The organism is Parabacteroides chongii (assembly GCF_029581355.1).
GTDB classification, from domain to species: Bacteria; Bacteroidota; Bacteroidia; order Bacteroidales; family Tannerellaceae; genus Parabacteroides; species Parabacteroides chongii.
The window spans coordinates 2,516,043-2,540,087 of sequence record NZ_CP120849.1; the positions used below are offsets into that span (position 1 = coordinate 2,516,043).

Here is a 24,045-nt window from a genome sequence, read left to right on the forward strand (position 1 = left end):
TTAGTAGATTATGTTGTATTATCTGAAGAAATATCCGATATCCCTGACAATCATTCTGGTAGTAATTTATTTGTCTTTTTTCAAACCACCCTCTGTGGAGATCGGAAAGATTCCGGGGATAGACAAGGTGGCACATATCTGCATGTATGCAGGATTATCCGGTATGCTGTGGATTGAGTTTCTGCGTAATCACCGGAAATATGACGATGTGCTGTGGCATGCCTGGATAGGAGCCGTGCTTTGTCCGATTGTGATGAGTGGGGCGATCGAGTTGTTGCAGGAATATTGTACCTCTTATCGGGGTGGTGACTGGTTTGATTTTCTGGCGAACATGACAGGGGTTGCTTTGGCTACCTTGTTTTCTTATTTCGTGTTGCGCCCCTGGATGATGAGAAAGAAGATAATAGATTGATAACAAACTTATATACGATACTTTATGTTGTTGCCTTATTTGGAAGCGAACCGGATAGAAGCCGGTTGTGATGAAGCCGGACGCGGATGTCTTGCCGGATCTGTTTTTGCAGCTGCAGTCATTCTTCCTCCTGATTTCAAGAATGATGATCTGAATGACAGTAAACAACTTAGTGAAAAGAAACGCTATGCCTTACGTCCGATAATAGAGCGGGAGGCCATAGCTTGGGCTGTCGGTATCGTGACACCTGAAGAAATAGATAAAATAAATATACTCAAAGCGTCTTTCCTGGCCATGCATCGTGCTATCGACCAGCTGAAAGTAAAACCGGAACATCTGCTGATAGACGGGAATCGCTTTACTCCCTATCGGGATATAAAGCATACGACAGTCGTGAAAGGGGATGGTAAATACTTGAGTATTGCTGCCGCCTCCATCCTGGCTAAAACATATCGTGACGATTATATGAATGAACTGGCTTTGGAATATCCGGAGTACCATTGGAGGGATAATAAAGGCTACCCAACCAAAGCCCACCGTGAAGCAATCCGTGCAGTCGGTATTACTCCTTACCACCGGAAAACATTCACCTTATTACCTGAACAACTTACACTGGATTTTTAGATTTTCTTCTTCCCTTTTCACCTCTGGGGTATAGGCTTCGTTTTTTTTGACGTAGTTCACATAGAACTATATCAATAAACCGATTGCAAATATAGTATTTTTTGTAAAAACAAGATCCTTTAACGCTAAAATTAATAAAATAGAGACATATTTTTCATCTTTTTTGTAGATAAAGCGTCCCTTTCTACCCCTAAATATATTAGTTCTATGTGAACTGTGTTAATTATGCCACTAGTGTTGATATTTTGAAAAACTTAGTTTGAAGAAATATGCAGGTGAGTCGGGTCCAATATTTTCTTGTTGGATTCTCTTCTTTGGGAGCTAATAAGCTATCAGGTATGCTTTTAGAAAAGAAATGCTAATTTCTGATGGGATATAAACGCTAAATAATTCCTATAAAAGAGTCTAACTTTTTGATTCAGGTCAGGTATGAGAAATAATAGTAGTTAGTAGAGGAGATAGGAGAAGGAAATCCTTTTTTAACCTAATCAGTGAATAGTTTTTTATTCAAGTTCTAATCGTTAAATAATTAAGTTATGAATAATTACACAAAGAAAGTTGCCTGTGTGGCCATTCCTTTGTTTTGTCTTCATTTGACCATGGCAGCTGAAAATGCTGTTTCAGATCTCGGTGTCCGGAAAGCAGCGGTAGAGGAAGCAGCTTCTGTAAATCAGAGTTCCCGTAAAGTAACGGGTGTCGTTAAAGATGAAAACGGAGATCCGGTGATTGGTGCCAGTGTCGTAGAAGTAGGCACGACCAATGGTATTATGACAGATATGGATGGTAAATTTGAGCTGTCCATCAAAAGCAGCGGTTCACTGCAAGTCTCTTATGTAGGCTTTGTTACCCAAACAATAAAACCAGGGAACAAAAACAATATCCAGATCATATTACAGGAAGATAATCAGGCTTTGGACGAAGTGGTGGTAGTCGCTTTCGGTAAAAGTACAAAAGAAGCCTTTACCGGTTCTGCCGGTGTAATGAAATCGGACGATCTTCTGAAAGCACAGGTATCGAACCCTGCGCAGGCCCTGGCAGGACGTGTTGCCGGCGTACAGCTGAGCAATTCATCTGCACAGCCGGGTAGCTCACCTTCTATCACTATTCGTGGTTTCGGTTCTATTTCTTCTGATACTGAACCGCTGATCGTTGTTGACGGAATGCCTTTCGACGGTGACTTGAACCTGATCAACTCGAACGATATCGAGTCGATGACCGTTCTGAAAGATGCTGCATCCAATGCCTTGTACGGTGCCCGTGGTGCCAACGGTGTGATCATGATCACAACAAAGAAAGGTAAGAATGGGGATGCTAAAGTGACCGTAGATGCTAAATGGGGTGCAAACTCCAATGGGCTTCAAAATTATAAGACCACGAATGCCCAGCAGTTCTACGAAACATATTATAAGATGTTGTATAACTATTATATAACAGAAGCTGGTGGCGGTATGTCTGCCAATGATGCCCATGCTTTGGCAAACCAGCATCTGACCAGTTCTTCCAGTGGTGTAGGTCCGGGTTATATGGTTTATTCAGTGCCGGAGGGACAGGATTTTATCCAGCAAGGCGGTGTCATGAATCCGGGAGCGACAATGGGTACTCTTTATGATTATAATGGAAAGAAACTTTGGCTACAGGCTGACGACTGGGAAGAGATCGGTTTGCAGAACGGTTTCCGCCAGGAATATAATGTGTCGGTTTCCGGTGCTTCCGACCGTATTAATTATTATACCTCTGTCGGTTATCTGGACCAGGATGGTATTCAGGAAGGTTCTTCACAGAAACGTTTGACGGCACGTGCAAAGCTGGATTACCAGGCAAAGAAATGGTTGAAAGTCGGAGCGAACTTCAACTATTCCAAATATAATTACAGTCAGACATCCGAAGGAACGATCGGTACTGGAACCATTTGGAGCACGATAAAGACCCAGGCTCCTATTTATCCTGTTTATTTCCGTGATGAGAACAAGAACATCATGATCGATCAATGGGGTGAGAAGATGTATGACTTCGCGCAAGCTTACGATCTGAGTCGTGCCGGAGGTGTCGGTGGCAACTGTATTTTCTCCAATAAATATCGCTCGGACGAAACAACCGGTAACTCGTTTATTGCCAGCGGTTATGCCGATGTGAATCTGACAAAGGACTTGACATTCACATTTAATGCCAATGCCTATGATTACGACCGTCGTTATACTTATGCTACCAGTCCTTTTGTCGATTATTATACCAGTTCTTCCGATAACGGTTATCTGTCAAAAGCCTCTTACCGTACTTTTACTTATAATACGCAACAGTTGTTGAATTATTCCAAACAATTTGGCAAACATGACGTAAGTGCTATGATCGGTCATGAATATTATAATTACAAATATGAATCGTTGAGCGCTTCCGGACGTAATTTCGGTATCGATAATACAAGGGAATTGGCAACCCTTCTGAATCTGAATAATAATCCCTATTCTTATTCCAATTCTTATAATAACGAAGGTTACTTCTTCCGTGCCATGTATAATTACGATGCAAAGTATTTCGGTTCGGTGTCTTATCGTCGTGATGCTTCTTCACGTTTTGCGAAAGACCACCGCTGGGGTAACTTCTGGTCGGTCGGCGGTGCCTGGCTTATTTCGAAGGAGGCTTTCTTTAATGCTCCCTGGGTTAATTCCTTGAAGCTGAAAGCATCTGTCGGTTCACAGGGTAACGATAATATCGGCGATTATTTGTATGCCGACTCTTATAAAGTGGTAAACAATGATGACCAGGTTGCTTTCCAATGGCGTCAGAAAGGCTCCAGTGATATCACGTGGGAAACCAACACCAACTGGAACGTGGGAACTGAGTTCGATCTTTTCGACGGTCGCCTGAGCGGTAGTCTGGATTACTTCTATCGGAAAACCAGTGATATGCTGTTCTCCTTGAATACACCTCCTTCTATCGGTTACACCAGTTATTTCATAAACCTGGGTGACATGCGCAATGCCGGTCTCGAATTGGTATTGCAGGGTACTCTGATCCGAAACAAGGACTTCAAATGGGACGTTAATTTCAATATCTCCCATGTAAAGAACAAAGTGTTGACTTTGCCGGATGAAATCAAGACAACCAAGGTGGACGGTTATAACGGTTATGTCAACCTGGATAAGTCGTTCGTATCTAAATATAAATATTTCGTTGCCGAAGGTCTTTCATTGTATACTTGGTACTTGCCTAAGTTTGCCGGTCTGGATCCTGAAACAGGAGAGTCTTTGTTCTATAAAGATATCCTCGATGATGCAGGAAACGTGACAGGACAGGAGACAACAAAAGATTCGAGCCAGGCAACCGATTATCTGATTGGCGATGCTCTTCCTTCTTTCTATGGTGGTTTGGGAACATCTTTGACCTATCGTGGCTTTGACTTTTCAATCAACCTGAACTATCAGTTGGGAGGTAAGGCATACGATTATACTTATCAGACATTGATGCATACCAGTACAACCAGTGCTACAACCTGGCATAAGGATATGTTGAATGCCTGGTCTCCGGAGAATACCAACACAACTGTTCCGCGTTTGCAGTTTGCAGAAAAGTATTCACAGAATCCGCGTTCAGACCGCTTCATTACGAATGCAAGCTATTTGAATATTCAGAACATCAACCTGGGATACACCTTGCCTTCCAGTCTGACTCAGAGATATAATATCCAGAACATACGTGTCTATTTCTCGGGTGAAAACCTGTTCTACTTTTCGGCACGCCAGGGATTCGATCCTCGCTATACGTTGAAAGGGTATAGTAATCCGGAACTTTATTCTCCGATACGTACTATCTCGGGTGGTATTTCATTGACATTCTAAACATAAAAAAGAAAACATCATGAAGAAATATAAGATTTTATTGGCTGCAGCGGCTCTTGTGGGTTTAAGTAGCTGTATCGAAGAAACATTGCCGACAGAATATGTGCTGAATGATCAGATACAGGCTTCGGAGTCGGCTTTGGAGGGGATGGTCAACTCTATTTATACTTCGATGGGCGGATATAAGAATGAGGACGGCGGTATAGAAATGATTTCTTACGGCAGTATGCGTGCGATGCTTGAACATAGTACGACCCAGTTTGTTTGTTCCGGAGCAAACGGTTATAATACGATGGGGGCTTATTGTAATGGCGCTGTAAGTGCTACGGGATCAAATCGCGGACTGTACCCTTCTTACCTGTATTATTCTTACATCAAGAATGTAAATGATATTATCAGAATGATCGACGTGAACGATCTGGATGATACGAAAAAGGGATATCTGGGAATCAGCTATGCCTATCGTGCCCTTTATTATCTGGATTTGGTTCAGATTATGGAGTACAAGAAGCCTACCGACAGCCGTTTCAGTTATGTAAGTCCTGAAAACGACTTGACGAACCTGGGTGTTCCTATCGTAACCGAAAAGACCACATCGGAAGAAGCATCCAATAACCCGCGTGCAACGGTAGATGCTGCTTATGACCTGATCCTGAGTGATCTGCAACAGGCGGAAACCTATCTGAACGGATATACCCGTACGGATAAGACCCAACCTAACCTGGCTGCTGTGTATGGATTGTATGCCCGTGCTTATGCCAATTTGGCTTCACGTGTGAATACTTCTGCAACTTATAAAGATGAAGCATCTTATTGGCAGAAATCCGGAGAATTTGCAGATAAGGCTATTTCTGTAGCCGGTTGTACGCCGCTGACGGAAGCAGAATGGACAGACCCTGTGAATGGTTTCAATAACCGTAATTCGCAAAACTCATGGATGTGGGCGACTTCTATTTCTGAAGGTAATACGACAGCTGCCACAGGTAATAACGAATCGTTCTCTTTTGCCATGATCTTTGGAACAGAGACGACATTCAGTGTGTATGGCTGGCGTGTCGGCCGTTCGCTCGACCGCAAATGGTATGAACGTCTTTCGGATAATGACTTCCGTAAGAAATCATGGCTGGATCCTAGCTTCTTCTATGAATCGAAGAATCAGAAAGAAGGAGAGCCGTACTTGGTGGAGAAAGATGCAGACGGCAAGTTTATCAACAATAAATGGTCGGTAAACGACGTAAGTACCAGTACGACTCAAAGTGATTGGAATGACGATTATTCCGGTTTCGGTCCTGACAAATACCAATATAAGTATAACAGTTCTGCGTCATGGATCCGTGCCCGTATCAACTCTTCCAACGGTTTCCTGTCATGGCCGTGGTTGTACGTCAATATGAAGTTCCGTCCGCATAACGGGGACTACCGGACACATACGGTTGGTGGTGCAATTGATTATCCGATCATGCGTATCGAAGAAATGTATTTCCTGAAAGCCGAAGCAGCACTTCATACATCCGGTGTACCTGCAGCTGCAGCCATTTTGGAGGATATCGTGAAGACACGTAATTCTACCTATACCTGTACGGCAACTACTGCAGATGCTTTCCTGGATGAGTATGTTTTCCAGAAAGGTATCGAGTTTTGGGGTGAGGGTATCAACTATTTTGATGCCAAACGCCTGGAAGTGGGTATCCACCGTGCTTATAAAGGAACGAACTGTGAACGTTACCAGCATTGTATTGATATGGATGGCGTATATGTAGGCTGGACTCCTGGTTGGAACCAGGCTGAATTGAATGCCAATCCTGCTATCTACCACTACAATAATCCGTATACAAATCCGACGACTTATTATGTCTATAAGTCTAATGATGAGGTTAAACCGTATTATGGGACTGAGATAACCGAATAGGACCTGTCTTGGCGGGCTTGCCCCGGAATGACAGAGCTATCAGCATAAAAAAGTTTTCGAAAATAAATCCTTCATTCCTTCATCTATATAATTAATCACTTGATTGTGGTTGTTTTATGGATGAAGGAATATTATATGAATGAAGAATTTTTGTTGTATTTCACATTTTTTAGTTCATAAATGATCGCATCTGATACAATGAAAAGGCTGGATATCCACCGACAGGCTATCAGTTTGCCTATTCTATTTTGATACATAGCCAGTGACTTCTTAGGTCAATTGTCCTTTCTTTTTTTCTGTTTTTCAATTATCGAACGCTTATTTGTCAGCTGTCAAACGCTTGTTCGACTAATGTGCTACAAGCGTTTGACAATTGACAAACAAGAAAGAATAGCTAACTTATGGGATAGTAAGTAATTAGACAGCTCGTTATTGCTTATTGCCTACGCCTCACTTTTTGCCTGAAGGATTAAACTTAAACAGGTATTAATCTCTGGTAGGATAATGAAGCATTAATCCGAAAAAAAGGATGCTTCCTTCATTATACTAAAAATCCTTCATCTGTAAATGATATAAAATCAGTTAGTTATATTGCAGATGAAGGAATGAAGGATTTATTTCTGAAAACTTTTGTTGAGCTGCTTTTATAAATTATCCTTGTTCTTTTGTCCGGAAAGCCAGTGCGTACATACGCATCTGTTTGACCATAGCTACCAGCCCGTTGGAACGGGTAGGGGAAAGATGTTCTTTCAGACCGATCTTTTCTATGAAATAGAGGTCGGTATCCAGTATCTCCTGCGGTGTATGTCCGGATATGATGTTGATCAGTAACGAAACGATACCTTTCACAATCACGGCATCACTTTCACCTTTGAACAGTATCTTACCGTCTTCATAATCCGCCTGTAACCACACGCGGCTCTGGCAACCTTCGATCAGGTTACTTTCTGTTTTATACTTTTCTTCCAGCGGGGGAAGTGAGTTGCCTAAATCGATCAGCAACGCATACTTGTCCATCCAGTCGTCGAAGGCTGAGAACTCTTCAATAACATTGTCCTGAAGTTCGTTGATAGTCATCGTTTGTATTATTTCTTTTGTCGGTTATATATTACTTCCAGGACCGTTTGCCCTACGGCTTTGAGGGTTTCACGGTCGATATTGTCCATATTGTCTTTTTGTGTGTGCCAGTACCAGCCGAAGCCGTGGTCGTTGTCCGGATCGTAGTTGATGATGTCGATGCAAGGAATGTTACGGCCTTCGATCACATATTGATGATCGTCGGTAATGTAGCCTCCCGTTGCGTTGATAAAGAATTTGCCGTAACCGAGGTCGCGTGCTGTTCTCCAAACCATATCAACAATATTGGGAGCCTTTTTTAAAGAAGTTCCTTCCTTGAAGAAGGTGGCATCTTTGGCTCCGACCATATCCAGCAGGATACCGAAGTCGGCACGATAGTTCGGCACATGCGGGTTCTTTGCCCAAAACTGGGTCCCCAGGCACCAGGTATCGGTTTTGTAGTCATCGACAAACTCCGGTGTTCCGTAATCTTCAGCATCGAAGAAGATGATGTCGATACCCACTCCCGGATCTTTCTGTCCGATCTGGCGGGCTATTTCCAGCAAGGCACCTACACCGCTGGCACCGTCGTCGGCACCGTCGATCGCTTTGCGATGATTTGCCGGATCGGGATCATGGTCGGAATAAGGACGTGAATCCCAGTGGGCGAATAGCAGGATGCGTTTGTCGTTGTCCGGATTATAAGAACCGATAATATTTTTTGCTTCCAGTCCTGTATTGTCATAAGCTGTAAGGGTGGCTTCCTGTTCGTATACTTTTGCACCGAAACGTCTCAGCTCGGACGCCAGGTAATTGCCACAGTCTTTATGGGCCGGGGTATTAGGTACACGCGGACCGAATTTGACCTGGTTTTCTACATATGTATAGGCACTGTCGGCATCGAATGTCGGCGTATTTGTTTGAGGTACTGCCTGGCTCACCGTTGTATTCTCTTTTTGTTGGTTTTTGGCCTGGCTGCATGCTGCTAATGAACATGCCAGCAGGGCAATATACAGAATGTGCATCATATCTGTTTTTTTGTTTCTTGTTTATCCGTTATAGGCTGACTGCACACGTGACATGACACGCAGCAGATTGCCTCCCCATATCTTTGCAATATCGTTCTCACTATATCCGTCTTTCAAAAGACGTACGGTGATGTTGATCAGTTCATTACTTGCCCGGCACCCGATCAGTTCACCGTCGCCGTCGAAGTCGGAACCGATGCCTACATGATTGATGCCGATCAGATCCACTATGTGATTGATGTGGCGGACGGCATCGGTAAGCGATGCTTTTTCGGCATCTTCGTTGATAAATCCTTTATACAGGCAAACCTGTACGACTCCCTGTTTGGCGGCCAGTGCTTTCAGCTGTTCGTCGGTCAGGTTACGCGGATGGTTGCATAAAGCACGCGCTGAAGAATGTGAGGCAATGATCGGCAGTGCGCTAACTTCCAGTGCGTCGTAGAACGTACTTTCTGCAGCGTGCGATACATCCACCATAATGCCCAGTCGGTTCATTTCTGCAACCACTTCTTTCCCGAAAGGACTAAGACCGCCCCATTCGGCTTCTCCGCGGGCGGAGTCGCAAATATCGTTACTTCCATTGTGACAGAGTGTGATATAGCTGACACCCAGTTCTTTGAAGCGGGCTATATTCCGGATGTCTTTACCGATGGCATATCCGTTTTCCACTCCCAGCATGATCGCTTTTTTCCCGGCCTCTTTTGTTACCCATACTTCCTGTGGAGTGTGTGCGATATTCATTCTGCCGCGATTTATTTCCATTTGGCGATGGATCTCGTTCAAGCGGTTCATGGCGAAATCCGTAGCTTGCTGCAATGACTCGTCGTCCCGTTTCCCTTGCGGGATATAGGCAACCATGATGGCTGCATCTACCATGCCTTCCTCCATAAGCGGAAGATTCACTTTACCGCCCTCTTTCTGACCGATATTGAACTGGTCGGGAAAGATCATCGGGGTGTCGGTATGGGAATCGAGTATGACATTCCGGCTGTGGATACGTTTAGCCTCTTTAAACAGGCGTGCTGCTTCTACATGATGCCTGAATAATTCGAGCATCAGTTCGTCACCGTTGGATGCCATTGCTTCGGGATGCCATTGGATACTGAATATCTCTTTCTCGGGATGCTCCATCGCTTCGTTGATACCATCGGGAGCAACGGCTGTTTCCCTGAATTCGGGAGCAACCTCTTTTACCGCCTGGTGGTGTACGGAATTGACCAGTACATCCGGTTCCTTTCTCAATATTTCGAAAAGACGGGAAGAGCTATCGGTGATACGGACGGAATGTGAAGCTTGTTCGCGGGGCATTGCCTGGCTATGTTTGAACACGCCACCTGCATGTTGCGAATAAATATCCTGGTAGACAGAGCCGCCGAAAGTTACATTGATAAGCTGATGTCCGCGACAGATACCCATAACAGGTAGCTGACGGTTGGTTGCCAATCGGAGCAGGATCAGGTCGAACTCATCGCGGAAGGTATCCACATCCTGTAACTGCGGTATCGGCTCTTCCCCGATATAAAGCGGGTTGAGATCTCCTCCTCCGCTCATCAGTAACCCATCCAGACTGGAAACGATCGCTGTAAGGGCTTCCAGGTCGGTGATAACCGGGATCAGTACCGGTGCACCTCCAGCCATCAGAACGGACTGGACATAAGTCTCCGCTATACAGGAAAGTCCGTCTTTCCGGTTTGAAGATATTCCTATACGGGGAGGCTGAAGTTTTTCTTTCTTAGGACTGAAATTGTCAACTTCCCTGAACAGGGCTTCTAAACTCGGACGACGGACTAGCATAATTGAAAATTATAAATTGATAATTGAAAATTAATGTGTTGAAATTGAGGATTGAATAGAAGTTTTAACTTTCAATTTTCAATTCTCAATTTTCAATTAACTTAAGCGTCAATATTTGCGTATGTAGCATTCTCCTCGATGAATTCGCGGCGCGGACCTACGTCTTCACCCATCAACATGGAGAATATCTGGTCAGCTTCTGCTGCGCTGTCGATCGTGATCTGTTTCAACGTACGGTTTTCTGGATTCATGGTCGTATCCCACAGCTGGTGGTCGTTCATTTCTCCCAAACCTTTGTATCGTTGCGTGTGTATTTGGTTTTCATTACCTCCACCAAACTTGTCGATGAATGCCTGACGTTGTTGTTCTGTCCAGCAGTATTCTTCGACTTTACCTTTCTTACACAGGTAAAGGGGAGGAGTAGCCAGGTATACATATCCGTTCTCGATCAGGGCGCGCATTCTGCGGAAGAAGAACGTAAGGATCAAAGTGGCAATGTGGCTTCCGTCCACGTCGGCATCGGTCATGATGATCACCTTGTGGTAACGGAGCTTGCTCAGGTTCAATTCTTTCGGATCTTCCTCTGTACCGATAGTAACACCCATAGCACGGAAGATGTTTTGGATTTCTTCACTTTCGAACACTTTATGGTCCATCGCTTTCTCTACGTTCAGGATCTTACCGCGGAGCGGCAGGATAGCCTGGAACACACGGTCGCGGCCCTGTTTAGCCGTACCGCCTGCAGAGTCCCCTTCGACCAGGAATAACTCACAGATAGAAGCGTCTTTGGAAGAACAGTCTGCCAGCTTGCCGGGAAGTCCGCCACCGGTCATCGGCGATTTACGCTGAACCAGTTCGCGTGCTTTACGGGCAGCCTGACGTGCCTGGGCAGCCAGGACAACTTTTTCAACGATAATCTTCGCTTCTTTCGGATGTTCTTCCAGATAATAACTAAGAGCTTCACCGATTGCCTGATCTACAGCACCTGTCACTTCACTGTTACCCAGCTTCGTCTTGGTCTGTCCTTCAAACTGTGGCTCAGCAACCTTAATAGAGATAACGGCTGTCAGACCTTCACGGAAGTCATCGCCCTGGATCTCTACTTTTGCCTTTTCCAGTAGTTTGGAGTCTTCTGCATATTTCTTCAGTGTACGTGTCAGACCACGGCGGAAACCAGCCAGGTGCGTACCACCTTCGATTGTGTTGATATCATTTACATACGAGAACACGCTTTCGTTGAAAGAAGTGTTGTATGTCATAGCTACTTCTACGGGAATACCCTGTTTCTCCGTTACGATATGGATCACATCGGGGATCAGGGATTCTTTGGAACGGTCTACGTAGCGAACAAATTCTTTCAGGCCTTCTTCAGAACGGAATAGTTCCGATTTAAAGGTTCCGTCTTCTTTGATTACGCGTTTGTCTGTCAGTGTTAAGCTAATACCGGCATTCAGAAAAGCTAGTTCGCGCAGACGAGTAGCCAATATATCGTATTTGTATTCTGTAACTGTAAAGATACTGCCGTCCGGTTTGAAGGAGATAGTTGTACCAGTTGTTTCTGTTTGTCCGGTCACTTCCACGCCATGTAACGGTTTACCGCAAGAGAATTCCTGCATGTGTACTTTCCCGTCACGGCGTACCTCTGCTTTTAAATAGGTGGATAGCGCGTTCACACAGGAAACACCCACACCGTGCAGACCACCGGATACTTTGTAGGTCCCTTTATCGAATTTACCACCAGCATGTAGAACGGTTAAAACTACTTCCAGAGCTGATTTACCTTCTTTCTCATGAAAATCTACTGGGATACCGCGACCGTCGTCCGATACTGTGATCGAATTGTCTTCGTTAATTACCACATCGATCTGGGAACAAAATCCGGCTAACGCTTCATCTATCGAGTTGTCGACAACTTCGTATACGAGATGATGGAGACCTTTTTCACTGGTGTCACCAATGTACATGGATGGCCTTTTACGTACTGCTTCTAACCCTTCAAGTACCTGAATACTGTCCGCAGAGTATTCCCCGGAAGTATTCTTCATTTCTTCACTCATGAGTTTCTATCCTTTAAAATCACTAAATTTCTATATATCTAAAAATGCTAACAAATGTAGTGAAAATAATCGACTTAGTAGGTAAAAGAGGTGTGAAAATAGCAAAAAATGCGACAGGTGGGAGGGTAAACAAAAAGCGGTCGGATTCGTATGAACCCGACCGCTTGTAAAGTAGCCCATAGGGGAATCGAACCCCTCTTTCAAGAATGAAAATCTTGCGTCCTAGCCGATAGACGAATGGGCCGAAATATCCTTATGCAAGTTTGTTAACGTGCTTTGTCAACTTGGATTTCAGATTGCCAGCTTTATTCTTGTGAATAACGTTTTTCTTAGCAAGCTTATCCAGCATAGAGCACACCTTAGGTAATAATACCTGAGCTTCATTCTTGTCTTCAGTTGCACGCAGTACACGCATTGCATTTCTTGCAGTTTTTGCATGATATCTGTTGCGTAGACGTCTTGCGCTCGTCTGTCTGATTCTCTTGATAGATGACTTGTGATTTGCCATTTCTTAGCTATTCTTTATTGAATTTTTTAATCTTGTTTATTGTAGCCCATAGGGGAATCGAACCCCTCTTTCAAGAATGAAAATCTTGCGTCCTAGCCGATAGACGAATGGGCCATCATGTCAAAGTTCTCACTTTCAGCGCTCTGGGATTGTTGATTTCCCGATTGCGAGTGCAAAGATAGATGTTCTCTCTGAACTACCAAAACATTTCATGAGAAAATTTAATGTTAGTTCTTGTTTTAACTTCTATTTAGAACTTATGTCCTGTAAATGTATTTCTAAAGCCTTGACGGAAATGTTTATTTCCCAGATACATACGCATAGGGAAGCCGCCAGGAGCAGCAGAGCGATACCGAATATCCAGGCGGCGATGATTTGCCATGAAATATAAATGAAGAACATGGAAATCACGCATAGCAGCAGACTGAGTATGCCGAGTATCTGCATCGAACGGGTCAGATAAAGCCGTTTGCGAAGGTTCGCGATCTGGGCGATATCCTTCGGATCGTGTGTCTGCTGGTGCTTTTCCTTTAACGTGCGGACTACGCTGGCGTATGAAAGGAAACGGTTGGTATAGGCCAATAGTATCAGTGATATGGCTGAAAATAAAAGCGACGGGGTAGTAAGATCTAACATAACTCAAATGTATTTATACTATTATAACCTGCAAATATCGTAAATAGTTTGTTGTTTTGTACCTTTGTCTGTCATAAAGCGGTGAAGATATGCTATGTAAAACGCGCGGGATCGTCCTGCATGCTATTCCATACAACGATAAGTACTCTATTATATATATGTACACGGAGGCGTTCGGACGTGCTTCTTATCTGGTTGCACGCAGCCGGGGAAAGAAGTCGACCGTTTCCAAGGCATTGTTCATGCCTTTGTCCGTACTGGAGATGGAGGTGGAACATCTGAATAAACGTGACTTGCACAGGATACGTGAAACGAAACTCTGTTATCCGCTGACCGAAGTGTTCTGTAATCCGGTGAAGAATGTACTGGCTCTTTTCCTGGCGGAGGTATTGTTTCGGGTCGTAAAGGATACGGAGCCGGATCAGCGGCTTTTCGATTATTTATATGAGTCGATCCGTTTGCTGGAGTATGCCGACAAAGGGGTGGCGAATTTCCATCTGGTCTTTCTGCTTCGCCTGCTACATTACCTGGGTATTTATCCGAATGCCGATTCTTATTCGGCCGGTTGCTATTTCGATATGCAGAACGGTGTCTTTGTGGACCGTGTCCCTATGCACCGGCATTATCTGACTCGTGAAGAGAGCCTCTTTTTTGCCCGGTTGCTGAAAATAAGCTTTGAGAATATGTCGCTTTATTCATTTTCCCGTCAGGACAGGGTAGGAGTAATCAACCGTATTGTTGAATATTACCGCCTGCATCTGCCGGAGTTTCCTGAAATAAAATCCCTGTCGGTGATGCAAAGTCTTTTTGATTGATCAGATTACCGCCTGAATACTTGCCAGTTTGAGGAAAAGATTATACTTTTGCCGCACCTTATACAAAAGTCGGTCTTGTAGTTCAATGGATAGAATAGAAGTTTCCTAAACTTTAGATCCGGGTTCGATTCCCGGCGAGACTACCGGGTTAAAATATTGAAGGACTGTACCTAAGCTTTTGCTTCAGATACGGTCCTTCTGCTTAACCGGAAATACCCCTTGATAATATTCCCATTTCTTATTGGAGATTCAGTCGTTGTCCGGACAATAATTCCCTGACGGTGAATGTGCCTGTATAGGAGCTCGTTGTCAGCGAAACTGTGTCTGATAATTTACAGCCGGCTTTGACGGAAATGTTGTAGTTGCTGGCATTATTGGCCCTGAATGAATCGAGTATGCTCCTGTCGGACGATGAGATCGTATAACCCGGTATGGTATATGTTCTCCCGCCTGAAATAACACGAATCTCTCCTGATGTAGCCGTATTCCTGTTCAACTGGTTATCTACGTTGATCGTCGCATTACTGAATCCCTGTGCGCTAACCGTTATTTGTTCGCCGCTGTCGTTCTCTGTAGAAGTGAACTCTACGCTTTGTTCTCCGGTGGGTGCTTCGTTGTAGGTGTAACTGTATCCTCCGTTTACGGCTGTCCATCCGGCTTGCGATGTCGTCAACTTTGTCGTGGCAACGAAGACGGTGAGCGGATATTCCGGTGGATAATCTGCATACTGAGGAATAGTAAACTTGAGTGTTGCCGGATTTCCTTCCCCGTAAACGACGATGTTGTCGTTGTTGACAGATACATTTTCAAACTGACGCGATACCAGGTTGATCTCTGCCGTCTTGAAATAGGCGTTCTCGATGGTGACTGTCTCGTTGCTGTTGTCCAGGCTTGTCCTGAAGTTCAGTGTTTTTACTCCCGGGTCTTCTGCCCAGTACACATATTTATATACTCCGTTTACAAAGTCGATCTGCAGGTTCTTGTTCGGATCGGTCGGATACAGATATTCTGTTGTGATCTCGCACTTCAGCGGATACAGGTAATTGGGTACTCCATCCGGTATCCGGAAAGACAAGGTGATATCCTGATCTTTATTGGTATACAACTCCGGTGTGAAACTTGTCGGACTGAAACTATACAGCGTACTCGAAGTGACTGTGATCGTGCGGGAAAGCTTGCCGGCTTTGACTGAGAGGGTTGCATCATTCTGTCCGGCATATACCCGGGCAATACGTGCCGTTATATTCCCGCTCCCGTCATATGACAAGCCGCTGATGATGTTTCCTCTGTCTTCCTGAACGGATACACTGATCTCTCCGTCGTTCGGAACTTCGTTTTCTGTATAATGGGCAGTTACATTCAATGTCCCTCCCTGGGTGAACAGGAAGTTCAGGCGGCTGACGGTAAGCCGGTTGTTATCGCTGTCAGAGATGGACGGCGAATCTTTGAAGATGTCGGCGTAGATATTGTTGGATACTTCCGCTTGTTTGGCATCTTCAAAAGAGGTACTGCCACTTGCCTTCTCGTTGAAGGACTTGATGATCACTTTGTACTGGAAATTCCTGACAATCGTATACGGTCTCTTGTTGTTGTCGAGGAACTGTATTTTATAATATAACTCCGGTCCGTCTTTCAGATGTCCTTTAATAATAAGGAAAGACTGATCTTCGTAATAGTTCGGATTTTCGAACATGTATTTATCTTCCAAATTACAGTCGGCTTCGCTTTGGGCTGTCCTGGACGGGGTTCCCAAAGGCAGGGTTGTTATATCATCCTGAATAGTGAACGGATTCGATATCATATCCGGGTTGAAAGGAGCAACAGTACCTGTGGCAACAATATTAGCCAGTGCGTAGCCGGTGACCGTAAAATTATCTGTTTCGTTCTGAACCGTCACTTTCGCTTGGTTACGGAACAGGGTTACGCTCAGAGGGGAATCTAAAGAAGAAACTTCGCTTCTTCCCCAGAAAACCATCTTGCTGCCGTATAAGGCAGGCATAAGCTCCTTTTCATCTTTTTCGACGAACGCTTTATCATCGAATGATGACCAGTTGTCGTAATTGGCTACCACATGGATGATCCTGGTTTCTTCGGATACTTCCGCTTTGAAAGAACCGTTACCGACGCCGTCTGTTTCCTGGCTGTCGAGCCCGGTTGCATGAACGCGTTCGATAAATAACCCGTTCATGTCGAAGGTCAGCAACCAGACATCCGAAAGATTATTTTCGAAGGAGGCGGCACGTGTGGCAATCCTGTATTCCGGGATATTCACGGAAACCTTCAGGGTTGCCTTGCCGGGAATACCGGGCTTCTCCACTTCATATTCGTCCTGACAGGCGAATAAAGTGAATGAAGCGATTAAATATATGATAACATTTTTCATAACTTCCATCTTTTATTATTTGACATCTCTCACACAACGTACAGAAGAACGTAACGGGTTGAAACCGTTGCCGCCTCCGACACGGGGATCCATGAATTGTACGGTCGCACTGGCTCTGGCACTCCAATACCAGCTCCCTTCCAGGATTTTTTTTACTTCGGCGGCCTTGATGTTTTGGAGTACATCGATCAGATATACTTCAGCCAGTGTCGGCATACGCCAGTCCGAATAAGTTTCACCGGTCGTTTCATCCCTTTCAACATAGGTCGAACATTTGTTTCTGGAATTCAGATAACTGTCCGATGTCGTCACGCCAAACTGCGAAGCCAGCATCACGCGGGGAGAGATACGCCGGTTGTTCTCTTCGGTGTCGATGGTTTCATTGCCGGCATCTCTCAGGGGATAACCCAGGACTGCATTGTTTCTAATGTATTCGGCATACGATCGTCCCAGTGCGGGATTGGCTGCATAATGCGTATAGCCGCTGCCGAAATCTTCATTAAATTCATCAGGATCGGGCAACGATGAGAAGTCGGCGACAAAAGAACCGATCACATACATCTTCTTGTTATTCTGTCCCTGGCTGCCGCCCGGTGTCTCTGCTGAGATATCGGAGCTAAGGTATACAGCCGGATATTGTGTAACTGTGACTTGTTCTGTCAGACTAACTCCGTTCTTTACCGTGAATACAATCTCTTTAGCCACAAAGTTTTCCGGAAGCGTACTGTTTACAACAATGTTTCCTGACTTAACTCCTTGTGAACAGGTAATATCCACTCCGTTAGTCCCGTTTGTTATACTTGTTCCGTTAACGGTGATGTCGGTTATTTCAACATCCGGGGTAGAAGACTGGAATGTCGTTGTAAAACTGGTCCGGTTCGGCAACGATATGGTTGTCTGTTCTACGTATATGAAGTTGAATCCTTCTACTGAAACTAAAACTTCTTTGGTAGTCCAGTCTTTGATCGTATAGTTGGCTTTGATTTCTTTGGCCGATTCCGGGGTTTCTGCTCCCGGCTGGTCAACCAGGATTGTGATGTCATATAGACGGTTACGTTCCAGTTTGTATAGGGCATTACGCTCGGCTTCCTGTTCTTCGGACGGGTTTGCCGTGTCGTCGGACGGGAGACGAAAATTCACAGGTACTTTATAATAGTTCTGTGTGTGCTCTTTTCCATCGGGACCGGTTGCCGGAATATTCACGATCAGGTAGGTTTCATTCAGCTGATCAAGGCTCCAGTCGTTCGGATAGGAATAGACAATGATTTTGTCCGATCCCATTCCATTGGAGATGTCTGTAAAACCAGCCATGTTCTGTAGTTCAGGAACGACAGGTCCACCACTTTCCACTACGGAAGCGTTGGTTGCATACTTATATAGTTTCTTGCTGATAGTTCCGGCTGAGGAAGCTGTAAAACCATTTGTATAAGCTGTCGATACCCGTATTTTAGCAGCGGCCCTTTTTAAGGGTACACTGATTTCCTTGTTCACTATCACACCGTCATTCAGTATCTGAGCGGAAGTTCCGTCCATCATAAAACTATCCTGTTTTTTATCGGGATCCAGGGATGAAACGGCCTGTGCCTGCAATTCGGTACGTGTAAAGCCGTTGGCCGGAATGTTTTGTGAATAATTTGCCACAACATATGTTTCGTATGCTTTATTCCGGTTGAACTGCTCCTGCATAGCACTCAAGGTGACGAGGTATTCCCCGCTTACCGCTGTTCCGGAAGCCAAGTCGATATGTTGATAGAAAGAGCAGGCATTCTCTTCTTCCCCGTAGATGAAAACGTCCAGTGTCTTTACCAGGTTTTCATTCAGGTCATCTTCGCCTGTTTCCGTACCCGCTCTTGTTATGCCGGGATGCGACAGCGATAGCCGGATCGCTATTTTGCCGGAATCCGTGTAAGGCTTACCTTCCATCTCTTCCTGACTGCAGGACGAGAGTAACAAAGCAAACATCGATAAGCACAGTATGATATAATTCTTATTTCGTTTCATAACCCTTTTCTCCTTTTATTTATATTCTGTTTGTGTGATCAGAATATCTGTGTCATTGTCACCCGGAAAGTTCCGTGATCCGTTGCTCTGTACCGGATTGATCTTCAGTTTTTCTCCTCCGACGGTGATATACAATCGGACTATCCTCTGGGTACCTCCCCAGGGTTTTGTTGCTCCGACCTTTATTTCGTAAGTATTATCTCCTGCAATACCTTTTGAAATAGCCAGTTTATCCGCGGTCGAGCCTACTTTCCCGAAGGTAAATTCAAGTCCGTTTGTTAATGTCGCTGTCCAGATGGCCCCGGCCGGACCTGTCAGGCGAAAGTTGTAACTGACATAAGATGTCTTGTTTTGCGGTTCGCCGTTTTGCACATACGGATATTGTACGATGCCGTTAGTGGCATCGGTATTGTTAGCTGTGAGCTCATAATCTCCCTCCTTTACCACATGACCGATCTCCGATACGGATTTGGTCCAGGGGAGTGTGATCGTTTTAAGTTCCAGGATATTATCCGGATGGTCGATGATGCCCATAACTGTATATACCGTGTTCCGCTTCAGACTGTATTTGCTATCCGTCTGCCCGTTGTCGGTTATATAGGCTTTATATTTGTAAGGCTGTCCGTCTATCGTTACCGAGATTCTCAGATAAGGTGTGACCTGCGAATCGGGAGCCGACGGACCGGCAATATTCTGATAGCTGTAAAAAGAGACCATCGCATTATCCGGGGTAATCACGGAAAGGTCTTCAGGAACGCGTATCAGTGAATTTGCGGTACTGAACGCTTGTCTTTCATCTCTTTTTTCAACAGGTGAAACCATGACCGTGTTCTGATATTTACTGCGTGTATTAGTAACCTGGTTCACCAGCTCGATTGAGTTCACGACTACTTCACTATCCTTATACTTCGTATTTTTGAACATATAAATGTCCAGGCGTGAAACCAACCGTTGCATCGGTACGGTTACCTCCGTCAGGAAATCTTCTATCGGTGTTTCCTGTTTGCCGACCATCAAGATATTGGTATCACTGAAGCCGTCCTGATTTGAAATGGTCAACCCCTCCAGATATTGCAAAGTAGGCTTTCCCTGGTCTTCTAAAGTGACTTTAGCATCTGACGAATTGAAAAAGATCTTATCCGGATCGTTATAATTTCCTATTGCATAAATTATTTTTGTTTGCGGGGAAACCTGGACAGACCGGAGCAGTTCGTCCGTATATTGTGGTGTTATGACCGGAATCAACTCAGCATATTCGCAACTACCATCCGCTTTATTGAATACGTAGAGTGCCAGGCTCGAAAATTTACCGTCACCTCCTTTTGTCAGGTTGTCTGCCGTAGCGCGGGTGGAGATGGTTATGTTTAGTCGGGCATCCATTTTCGCCGCGGTTGGATCCGTATCCTGGTCTTCACTACAGGATGCCACCAGCAGGACGACAATGAAAAGACTTATTGCCGCTATATATTTATTCTTGATTTTCATATGCTTATGGGCTTATCCGAGGCCCGGTATTATCACCTCTTCGTCCCAGGGTTTGACTGTGACCGAGGTGCCATTGAAGCGGAAGCGGATTCCTACCATCACTTCGTTGATCCCGTTGACCGTGATCCGGTTATCTTGCATGAAATCCTTTAACTTCAATGTGTATATTGTTTTGTTAGTCTCTTTTCTAATCAGATTGATATAGATACCATTTTCGTCGTTGAATCGCAGAACATTGAACTTTGTGTTAAAACTGGATGAGTTATCCTCTTTACGGGCAACCGGCCTGTACGAAACATTCTCCGAAGAGAATGTTTTCGCAAAGTCGACTGTCGGGCTCAGGTTGCCGATCTCGATATCGATCGGGGATATGCCATCTGCCAGAGCTTCTTCTTCCAGTCCAGTCAGTTCAATGTACATTTTTATATGCGAGCTACTAAAATAAACGGTATCTTCACTTGAGTTATCCTGAAATATTTCAATGTCCCTGCTTCCAATGTACAGGCTGTCATTAGTGGTGATCAATTCTTTTGTAAAATAGTGAGGGGCTGCAACCAAAGCGTTTTTTAAAGTTGAAACCTGGTCGATTCGGGTGTCGTTCCGGGAATTTCCCCAACAGATGATCCGGTATTTGCCTGCCGGAAGATTGAGGGGAGTTCCCTGTTCGCGTCTTAAATCACTCTGATCCAGTCCGATCGATTGTACTAGTGCTCCGTTTTCGCCATATACATACAGATCCACTTTCTCTATTTTTTCAGGGAATATTTCCTTTGTCCCGTCTCCGAAGTATCTGAAGACCAGGTTCGTGTCGCAACTAGCTAGATCTTCTTTTATACAACCGGTCATCAGGGCAACCCATAATATGATGCTGAAATATATAATACGTTTCATTTGTTCTGTATGTTGAAATTATGTTGAAATTGGAAATTACTGATCTAGATCGAATCCCGGAGTAATCGTTTCTTCTGCCCAGGGAGCGATCGTTACGTGAACTAAGACGTTAAACTGGATATTTTCCAGGTCATTATCGAGCATCGGGATCAGTTCGACATCCATGTTATAGATCGTACCCGGTTTGAAGTCGGCAGCCGTCATCTCAACATTCGGTTCTTTGAAATACTTCACGATGTTGGCAAAGCGTGCCTTGTTGGCCAGCGACGGGTTGAATGCTGTCGTATTGTCGGACTGCATGCCTACAACATTGATATTTGCCAGGTCGAGGTGTATTGTCGGTATCTCTGATCCCGGGAAGAAGTTGAACGCATAGCTCTTTCCTGCTGGTGGAACCATATTCATCGTTTGATAAGTTCCTCCTGAATAGTTGTTGTAGCTGGCATACGATGCGGCATCATTGGCGGTAGGCTGATTGAACAACCATTTGCCTTCCAGGATATTGTTCACGGCTGAAGCATTGCTGTACAGGTCTTCCACATTTGTCGAATCGTGATAAGTATTGAAGAATTTATTCAGGTAAATACCTTTCAGGTCCGCAGTAAAGTCTTCCCAAGTGACTGTTGCTGTTTCTTTTTTTCCTCCAACGACACGTGTGAATGTGAACTCTTTCGTATCCGTAAAATAAATTCGGTTTATTTGTATACGGGCAAGGATCGGTTTGATGGTCACATTCGCCGTATAAGTCTGTCCGGAAGTCGGGTCCGGTTCAACCGGTTCGGCGACGATCGGTGTCAGGTCTTCATCTACGCCGAAATATAATACGCCTGATCCTTGTTGTTGGTCAAGTGTCGTCGTTATCTGGTTATCCGTTACTGCACTGCCTGGATTACCATATACATATACTTTGGATACGGTTTGAGGCACATTGATGAATTTTAAACCGGACCCTTCTCCTGTGGCAGTCAGTTTGCCCCAGTCGGAATCGGCTGCAGCATCTTTATTGACTGTTTTTGATACAACGACACTGCCGCTGGCATCTGTCAGGTTGATAAGTACGCTACCGACATTTATGGTGTCTTTGGTCAGGAAATTCCCGGCTTCTGCCGCTTTTGTCTTGATACCCGACATGCCTGCCAATGATACGGAGATGGATTTAGGACCTTTGCCCGCATTAGGAACCGGGGCTTCGTCATCATTATTACATGCAAATAAAGTGGCTACAGCAAATAATGCTGTAAATAAATTTCTGATTCTCATAACTCTCTGAAATTAATGATTAATACTCTGTGTGGAAGTCTTTCCCCCCTGTCTTCATTAGTGGTGTCTTATGCGCTGATAAGGCATAAGAGTTGCTGTACATATGAGAATATATACAAAATGTTTCTTAAATTTAATACTTCCTTTTGTTTATTTGAGGATATAGATGAGGCTTAGACCGGCTTTGGTCGGACCGAAATAATTCCTGTGGTCGTCTTTTATTTTACTACCACATTTGCCACAGGGATATTTGTCGTAATCCAGATAAGCATAACCGACTCCGATCGTTGCCTCTATGCTAAGGCGCTTATTCAGTATCCAATGATACCCGTATGAAACTCCTGCACCATATAGGTTACCCTGATAGCGACGATCTTTCAGACCCAGCATTTTGATGCCGCCAACGTTGTATTCGGCATAATGTGCATGGAGTCCGAAAAAGTGTCCGTTGAATCGTTCGCAGGTCCAGTAGCGAACCTCAGGTTGAACCAACCAGTGCTTGAGTTTCTTACTGTCAGAAAATGTCCATGGATTGTAATTTCCGGACAGGTCAAGAGTAAATTTATCGGATAGTCCTATTTCAAACCCCAGGTTAGGAGTTGTAGTCGCCCAATATAATGCATTTGTTTTGATTGCATAAGCCGGTAAATGGTCTCTATTCTCTTTTACTTGTGCTGTTATGCCACTGACAAATGCATAAATAATGCATATTATCAATATTTCTCTTCTCATCGTACTTTTTACTCACAAATTGTTAAACATCCAAGAGGTATATTCCCCACTATAATAGACGTTTTGCGTCTTGATTATTACCCTGTGAAACTCTTGCTCTCTTTATGAATGAAACAACTCTGATTCAGATAAGTTTTAGAAAGTATGTAGAATAAGAAATTTTGACATAACATTTACTTTTGATGATACTATTTAAGGTTAAAAGGGTTCAAAAACGACTTTTTCACCATCCAGCAAGCCGGATAATTCGTATGGGCTTATAACTAACTGGTCGAAAAAAAGATAATCACCATTCGGGTATTCCATATAAATGGATCCGTAGTAATCGTCATCCCATTCCCAGTAGAAAGAGTTATGAAGTTCTTCAAAGTCTCCCGGAAAATCACTGAAATAGCGTACGATGGTTTCTTTGCCGTTACCGTTGGAATAGAATGTAATGTGTTGTGTGCAGGGATAACCATTGGAATCGATGTATTCATCATACCACCCTGTAGCATTGCACAGCAGATATTCAGGATCATCGTCAATAGGATCGAACGGTTTATCCTGGCAACTATTGAATCCGCAGAGGACAGTGAGTAGTAAAATAAGACTGAGTATGCTTTTCTTTTTCATAAT

The 24,045-nt window shown here is 44.3% G+C and carries 18 protein-coding genes and 3 tRNA genes; 6 read left to right on the plus strand and 15 right to left on the minus strand.

Annotated features, from left to right (window positions below):
• Positions 1–10: 10 nt before the first annotated feature.
• The 4 genes from P3L47_RS09355 to P3L47_RS09370 all read left to right on the plus strand — a co-directional run bounded on the left by P3L47_RS09355 (position 11) and on the right by P3L47_RS09370 (position 6,781).
• Positions 11–412 (plus strand): VanZ family protein, encoded by a 402-nt coding sequence (locus P3L47_RS09355; RefSeq protein WP_122362756.1) that lies wholly within the window; start codon positions 11–13, stop codon positions 410–412.
• Between the two features lie 24 nt (positions 413–436).
• Positions 437–1,036 carry a ribonuclease HII gene (locus P3L47_RS09360; RefSeq protein ID WP_277783439.1) on the plus strand — a complete coding sequence of 200 codons (600 nt, stop codon included), beginning with the start codon at positions 437–439 and terminating at the stop codon, positions 1,034–1,036.
• Positions 1,037–1,572: 536 nt separating this feature from the next.
• Entirely contained in the window at positions 1,573–4,872 is a 3,300-nt protein-coding gene (locus P3L47_RS09365) for a SusC/RagA family TonB-linked outer membrane protein (RefSeq protein WP_277783440.1), read from the plus strand.
• Between the two features lie 19 nt (positions 4,873–4,891).
• Complete coding sequence (locus tag P3L47_RS09370) at positions 4,892–6,781, plus strand: RagB/SusD family nutrient uptake outer membrane protein (RefSeq protein WP_277783441.1); 1,890 nt, start codon at positions 4,892–4,894, stop codon at positions 6,779–6,781.
• 651 nt (positions 6,782–7,432) lie between these two features.
• On the opposite strand, the gene P3L47_RS09375 is transcribed toward P3L47_RS09370, so the two are convergent.
• From P3L47_RS09375 to P3L47_RS09410, 8 genes are all read right to left on the minus strand, one after another.
• The gene (locus P3L47_RS09375; RefSeq protein ID WP_122362760.1) at positions 7,433–7,858 is read right to left on the minus strand and encodes a SufE family protein; all 426 of its coding nucleotides are present in this window, start codon (positions 7,856–7,858) and stop codon (positions 7,433–7,435) included.
• A gap of 8 nt (positions 7,859–7,866) precedes the next feature.
• Positions 7,867–8,865 (minus strand): M20 family metallopeptidase, encoded by a 999-nt coding sequence (locus P3L47_RS09380; protein ID WP_427910554.1) that lies wholly within the window; start codon positions 8,863–8,865, stop codon positions 7,867–7,869.
• Between the two features lie 21 nt (positions 8,866–8,886).
• On the minus strand, positions 8,887–10,659 hold the full coding sequence (locus tag P3L47_RS09385; RefSeq protein WP_277783442.1) for a gamma-glutamyl-gamma-aminobutyrate hydrolase family protein: 1,773 nt from the start codon (positions 10,657–10,659) through the stop codon (positions 8,887–8,889).
• A 101-nt stretch (positions 10,660–10,760) separates the two neighbouring features.
• A complete protein-coding gene (gyrB, locus tag P3L47_RS09390; RefSeq protein WP_122362762.1) occupies positions 10,761–12,716 on the minus strand; it encodes a DNA topoisomerase (ATP-hydrolyzing) subunit B in 1,956 nt (651 codons plus the stop codon).
• A 172-nt stretch (positions 12,717–12,888) separates the two neighbouring features.
• Positions 12,889–12,960: transfer RNA gene (locus tag P3L47_RS09395), tRNA-Glu, on the minus strand.
• A gap of 9 nt (positions 12,961–12,969) precedes the next feature.
• Complete coding sequence (gene rpsT, locus P3L47_RS09400; protein ID WP_122362763.1) at positions 12,970–13,224, minus strand: 30S ribosomal protein S20; 255 nt, start codon at positions 13,222–13,224, stop codon at positions 12,970–12,972.
• Positions 13,225–13,266: 42 nt separating this feature from the next.
• A tRNA-Glu gene (locus tag P3L47_RS09405) sits at positions 13,267–13,338 on the minus strand.
• A gap of 132 nt (positions 13,339–13,470) precedes the next feature.
• Positions 13,471–13,860 (minus strand): DUF2721 domain-containing protein, encoded by a 390-nt coding sequence (locus tag P3L47_RS09410; RefSeq protein ID WP_122362764.1) that lies wholly within the window; start codon positions 13,858–13,860, stop codon positions 13,471–13,473.
• Between the two features lie 89 nt (positions 13,861–13,949).
• Between P3L47_RS09410 and recO the strand changes: the two genes are divergently transcribed.
• Together recO and P3L47_RS09420 are read left to right on the plus strand one after the other, a co-directional pair.
• The gene (gene recO, locus P3L47_RS09415) at positions 13,950–14,675 is read left to right on the plus strand and encodes a DNA repair protein RecO (RefSeq protein WP_122362765.1); all 726 of its coding nucleotides are present in this window, start codon (positions 13,950–13,952) and stop codon (positions 14,673–14,675) included.
• 71 nt (positions 14,676–14,746) lie between these two features.
• Positions 14,747–14,818, plus strand: a tRNA-Arg gene (locus P3L47_RS09420).
• Between the two features lie 95 nt (positions 14,819–14,913).
• Here the strand turns inward: P3L47_RS09420 and P3L47_RS09425 are convergent.
• The 7 genes from P3L47_RS09425 to P3L47_RS09455 form a co-directional block, all read right to left on the minus strand.
• Positions 14,914–17,058, minus strand: a complete 2,145-nt coding sequence (locus P3L47_RS09425; protein WP_277783443.1) for a hypothetical protein — start codon at positions 17,056–17,058, stop codon at positions 14,914–14,916.
• A 15-nt stretch (positions 17,059–17,073) separates the two neighbouring features.
• A complete protein-coding gene (gene fimD / locus P3L47_RS09430) occupies positions 17,074–19,059 on the minus strand; it encodes a fimbrial tip adhesin FimD (protein WP_277783444.1) in 1,986 nt (661 codons plus the stop codon).
• A gap of 15 nt (positions 19,060–19,074) precedes the next feature.
• Entirely contained in the window at positions 19,075–20,544 is a 1,470-nt protein-coding gene (locus tag P3L47_RS09435; RefSeq protein ID WP_277783445.1) for a DUF4906 domain-containing protein, read from the minus strand.
• Between the two features lie 12 nt (positions 20,545–20,556).
• The gene (locus tag P3L47_RS09440) at positions 20,557–21,435 is read right to left on the minus strand and encodes a FimB/Mfa2 family fimbrial subunit (protein WP_277783446.1); all 879 of its coding nucleotides are present in this window, start codon (positions 21,433–21,435) and stop codon (positions 20,557–20,559) included.
• A gap of 36 nt (positions 21,436–21,471) precedes the next feature.
• Positions 21,472–22,695: a hypothetical protein gene (locus P3L47_RS09445; protein WP_277783447.1), complete on the minus strand. Its 1,224-nt coding sequence runs from the start codon at positions 22,693–22,695 to the stop codon at positions 21,472–21,474.
• A 150-nt stretch (positions 22,696–22,845) separates the two neighbouring features.
• Positions 22,846–23,427, minus strand: coding sequence for a DUF3575 domain-containing protein (locus P3L47_RS09450; RefSeq protein ID WP_277783448.1), 582 nt, complete (start codon positions 23,425–23,427; stop codon positions 22,846–22,848).
• Between the two features lie 198 nt (positions 23,428–23,625).
• Positions 23,626–24,042 carry a hypothetical protein gene (locus tag P3L47_RS09455; RefSeq protein WP_277783449.1) on the minus strand — a complete coding sequence of 139 codons (417 nt, stop codon included), beginning with the start codon at positions 24,040–24,042 and terminating at the stop codon, positions 23,626–23,628.
• Positions 24,043–24,045: the final 3 nt, after the last annotated feature.

Coding starts and splice junctions, on each gene's coding strand:
- P3L47_RS09355 (WP_122362756.1), top strand. CDS start 11: ATGTTGTATTATCTGAAGAAATATCCGATATCCCTGACAATCATTCTG.
- P3L47_RS09360 (WP_277783439.1), top strand. CDS start 437: ATGTTGTTGCCTTATTTGGAAGCGAACCGGATAGAAGCCGGTTGTGAT.
- P3L47_RS09365 (WP_277783440.1), top strand. CDS start 1,573: ATGAATAATTACACAAAGAAAGTTGCCTGTGTGGCCATTCCTTTGTTT.
- P3L47_RS09370 (WP_277783441.1), top strand. CDS start 4,892: ATGAAGAAATATAAGATTTTATTGGCTGCAGCGGCTCTTGTGGGTTTA.
- P3L47_RS09375 (WP_122362760.1), bottom strand. CDS start 7,858: ATGACTATCAACGAACTTCAGGACAATGTTATTGAAGAGTTCTCAGCC.
- P3L47_RS09380 (WP_427910554.1), bottom strand. CDS start 8,865: ATGATGCACATTCTGTATATTGCCCTGCTGGCATGTTCATTAGCAGCA.
- P3L47_RS09385 (WP_277783442.1), bottom strand. CDS start 10,659: ATGCTAGTCCGTCGTCCGAGTTTAGAAGCCCTGTTCAGGGAAGTTGAC.
- gyrB (WP_122362762.1), bottom strand. CDS start 12,716: ATGAGTGAAGAAATGAAGAATACTTCCGGGGAATACTCTGCGGACAGT.
- rpsT (WP_122362763.1), bottom strand. CDS start 13,224: ATGGCAAATCACAAGTCATCTATCAAGAGAATCAGACAGACGAGCGCA.
- P3L47_RS09410 (WP_122362764.1), bottom strand. CDS start 13,860: ATGTTAGATCTTACTACCCCGTCGCTTTTATTTTCAGCCATATCACTG.
- recO (WP_122362765.1), top strand. CDS start 13,950: ATGCTATGTAAAACGCGCGGGATCGTCCTGCATGCTATTCCATACAAC.
- P3L47_RS09425 (WP_277783443.1), bottom strand. CDS start 17,058: ATGAAAAATGTTATCATATATTTAATCGCTTCATTCACTTTATTCGCC.
- fimD (WP_277783444.1), bottom strand. CDS start 19,059: ATGAAACGAAATAAGAATTATATCATACTGTGCTTATCGATGTTTGCT.
- P3L47_RS09435 (WP_277783445.1), bottom strand. CDS start 20,544: ATGAAAATCAAGAATAAATATATAGCGGCAATAAGTCTTTTCATTGTC.
- P3L47_RS09440 (WP_277783446.1), bottom strand. CDS start 21,435: ATGAAACGTATTATATATTTCAGCATCATATTATGGGTTGCCCTGATG.
- P3L47_RS09445 (WP_277783447.1), bottom strand. CDS start 22,695: ATGAGAATCAGAAATTTATTTACAGCATTATTTGCTGTAGCCACTTTA.
- P3L47_RS09450 (WP_277783448.1), bottom strand. CDS start 23,427: ATGAGAAGAGAAATATTGATAATATGCATTATTTATGCATTTGTCAGT.
- P3L47_RS09455 (WP_277783449.1), bottom strand. CDS start 24,042: ATGAAAAAGAAAAGCATACTCAGTCTTATTTTACTACTCACTGTCCTC.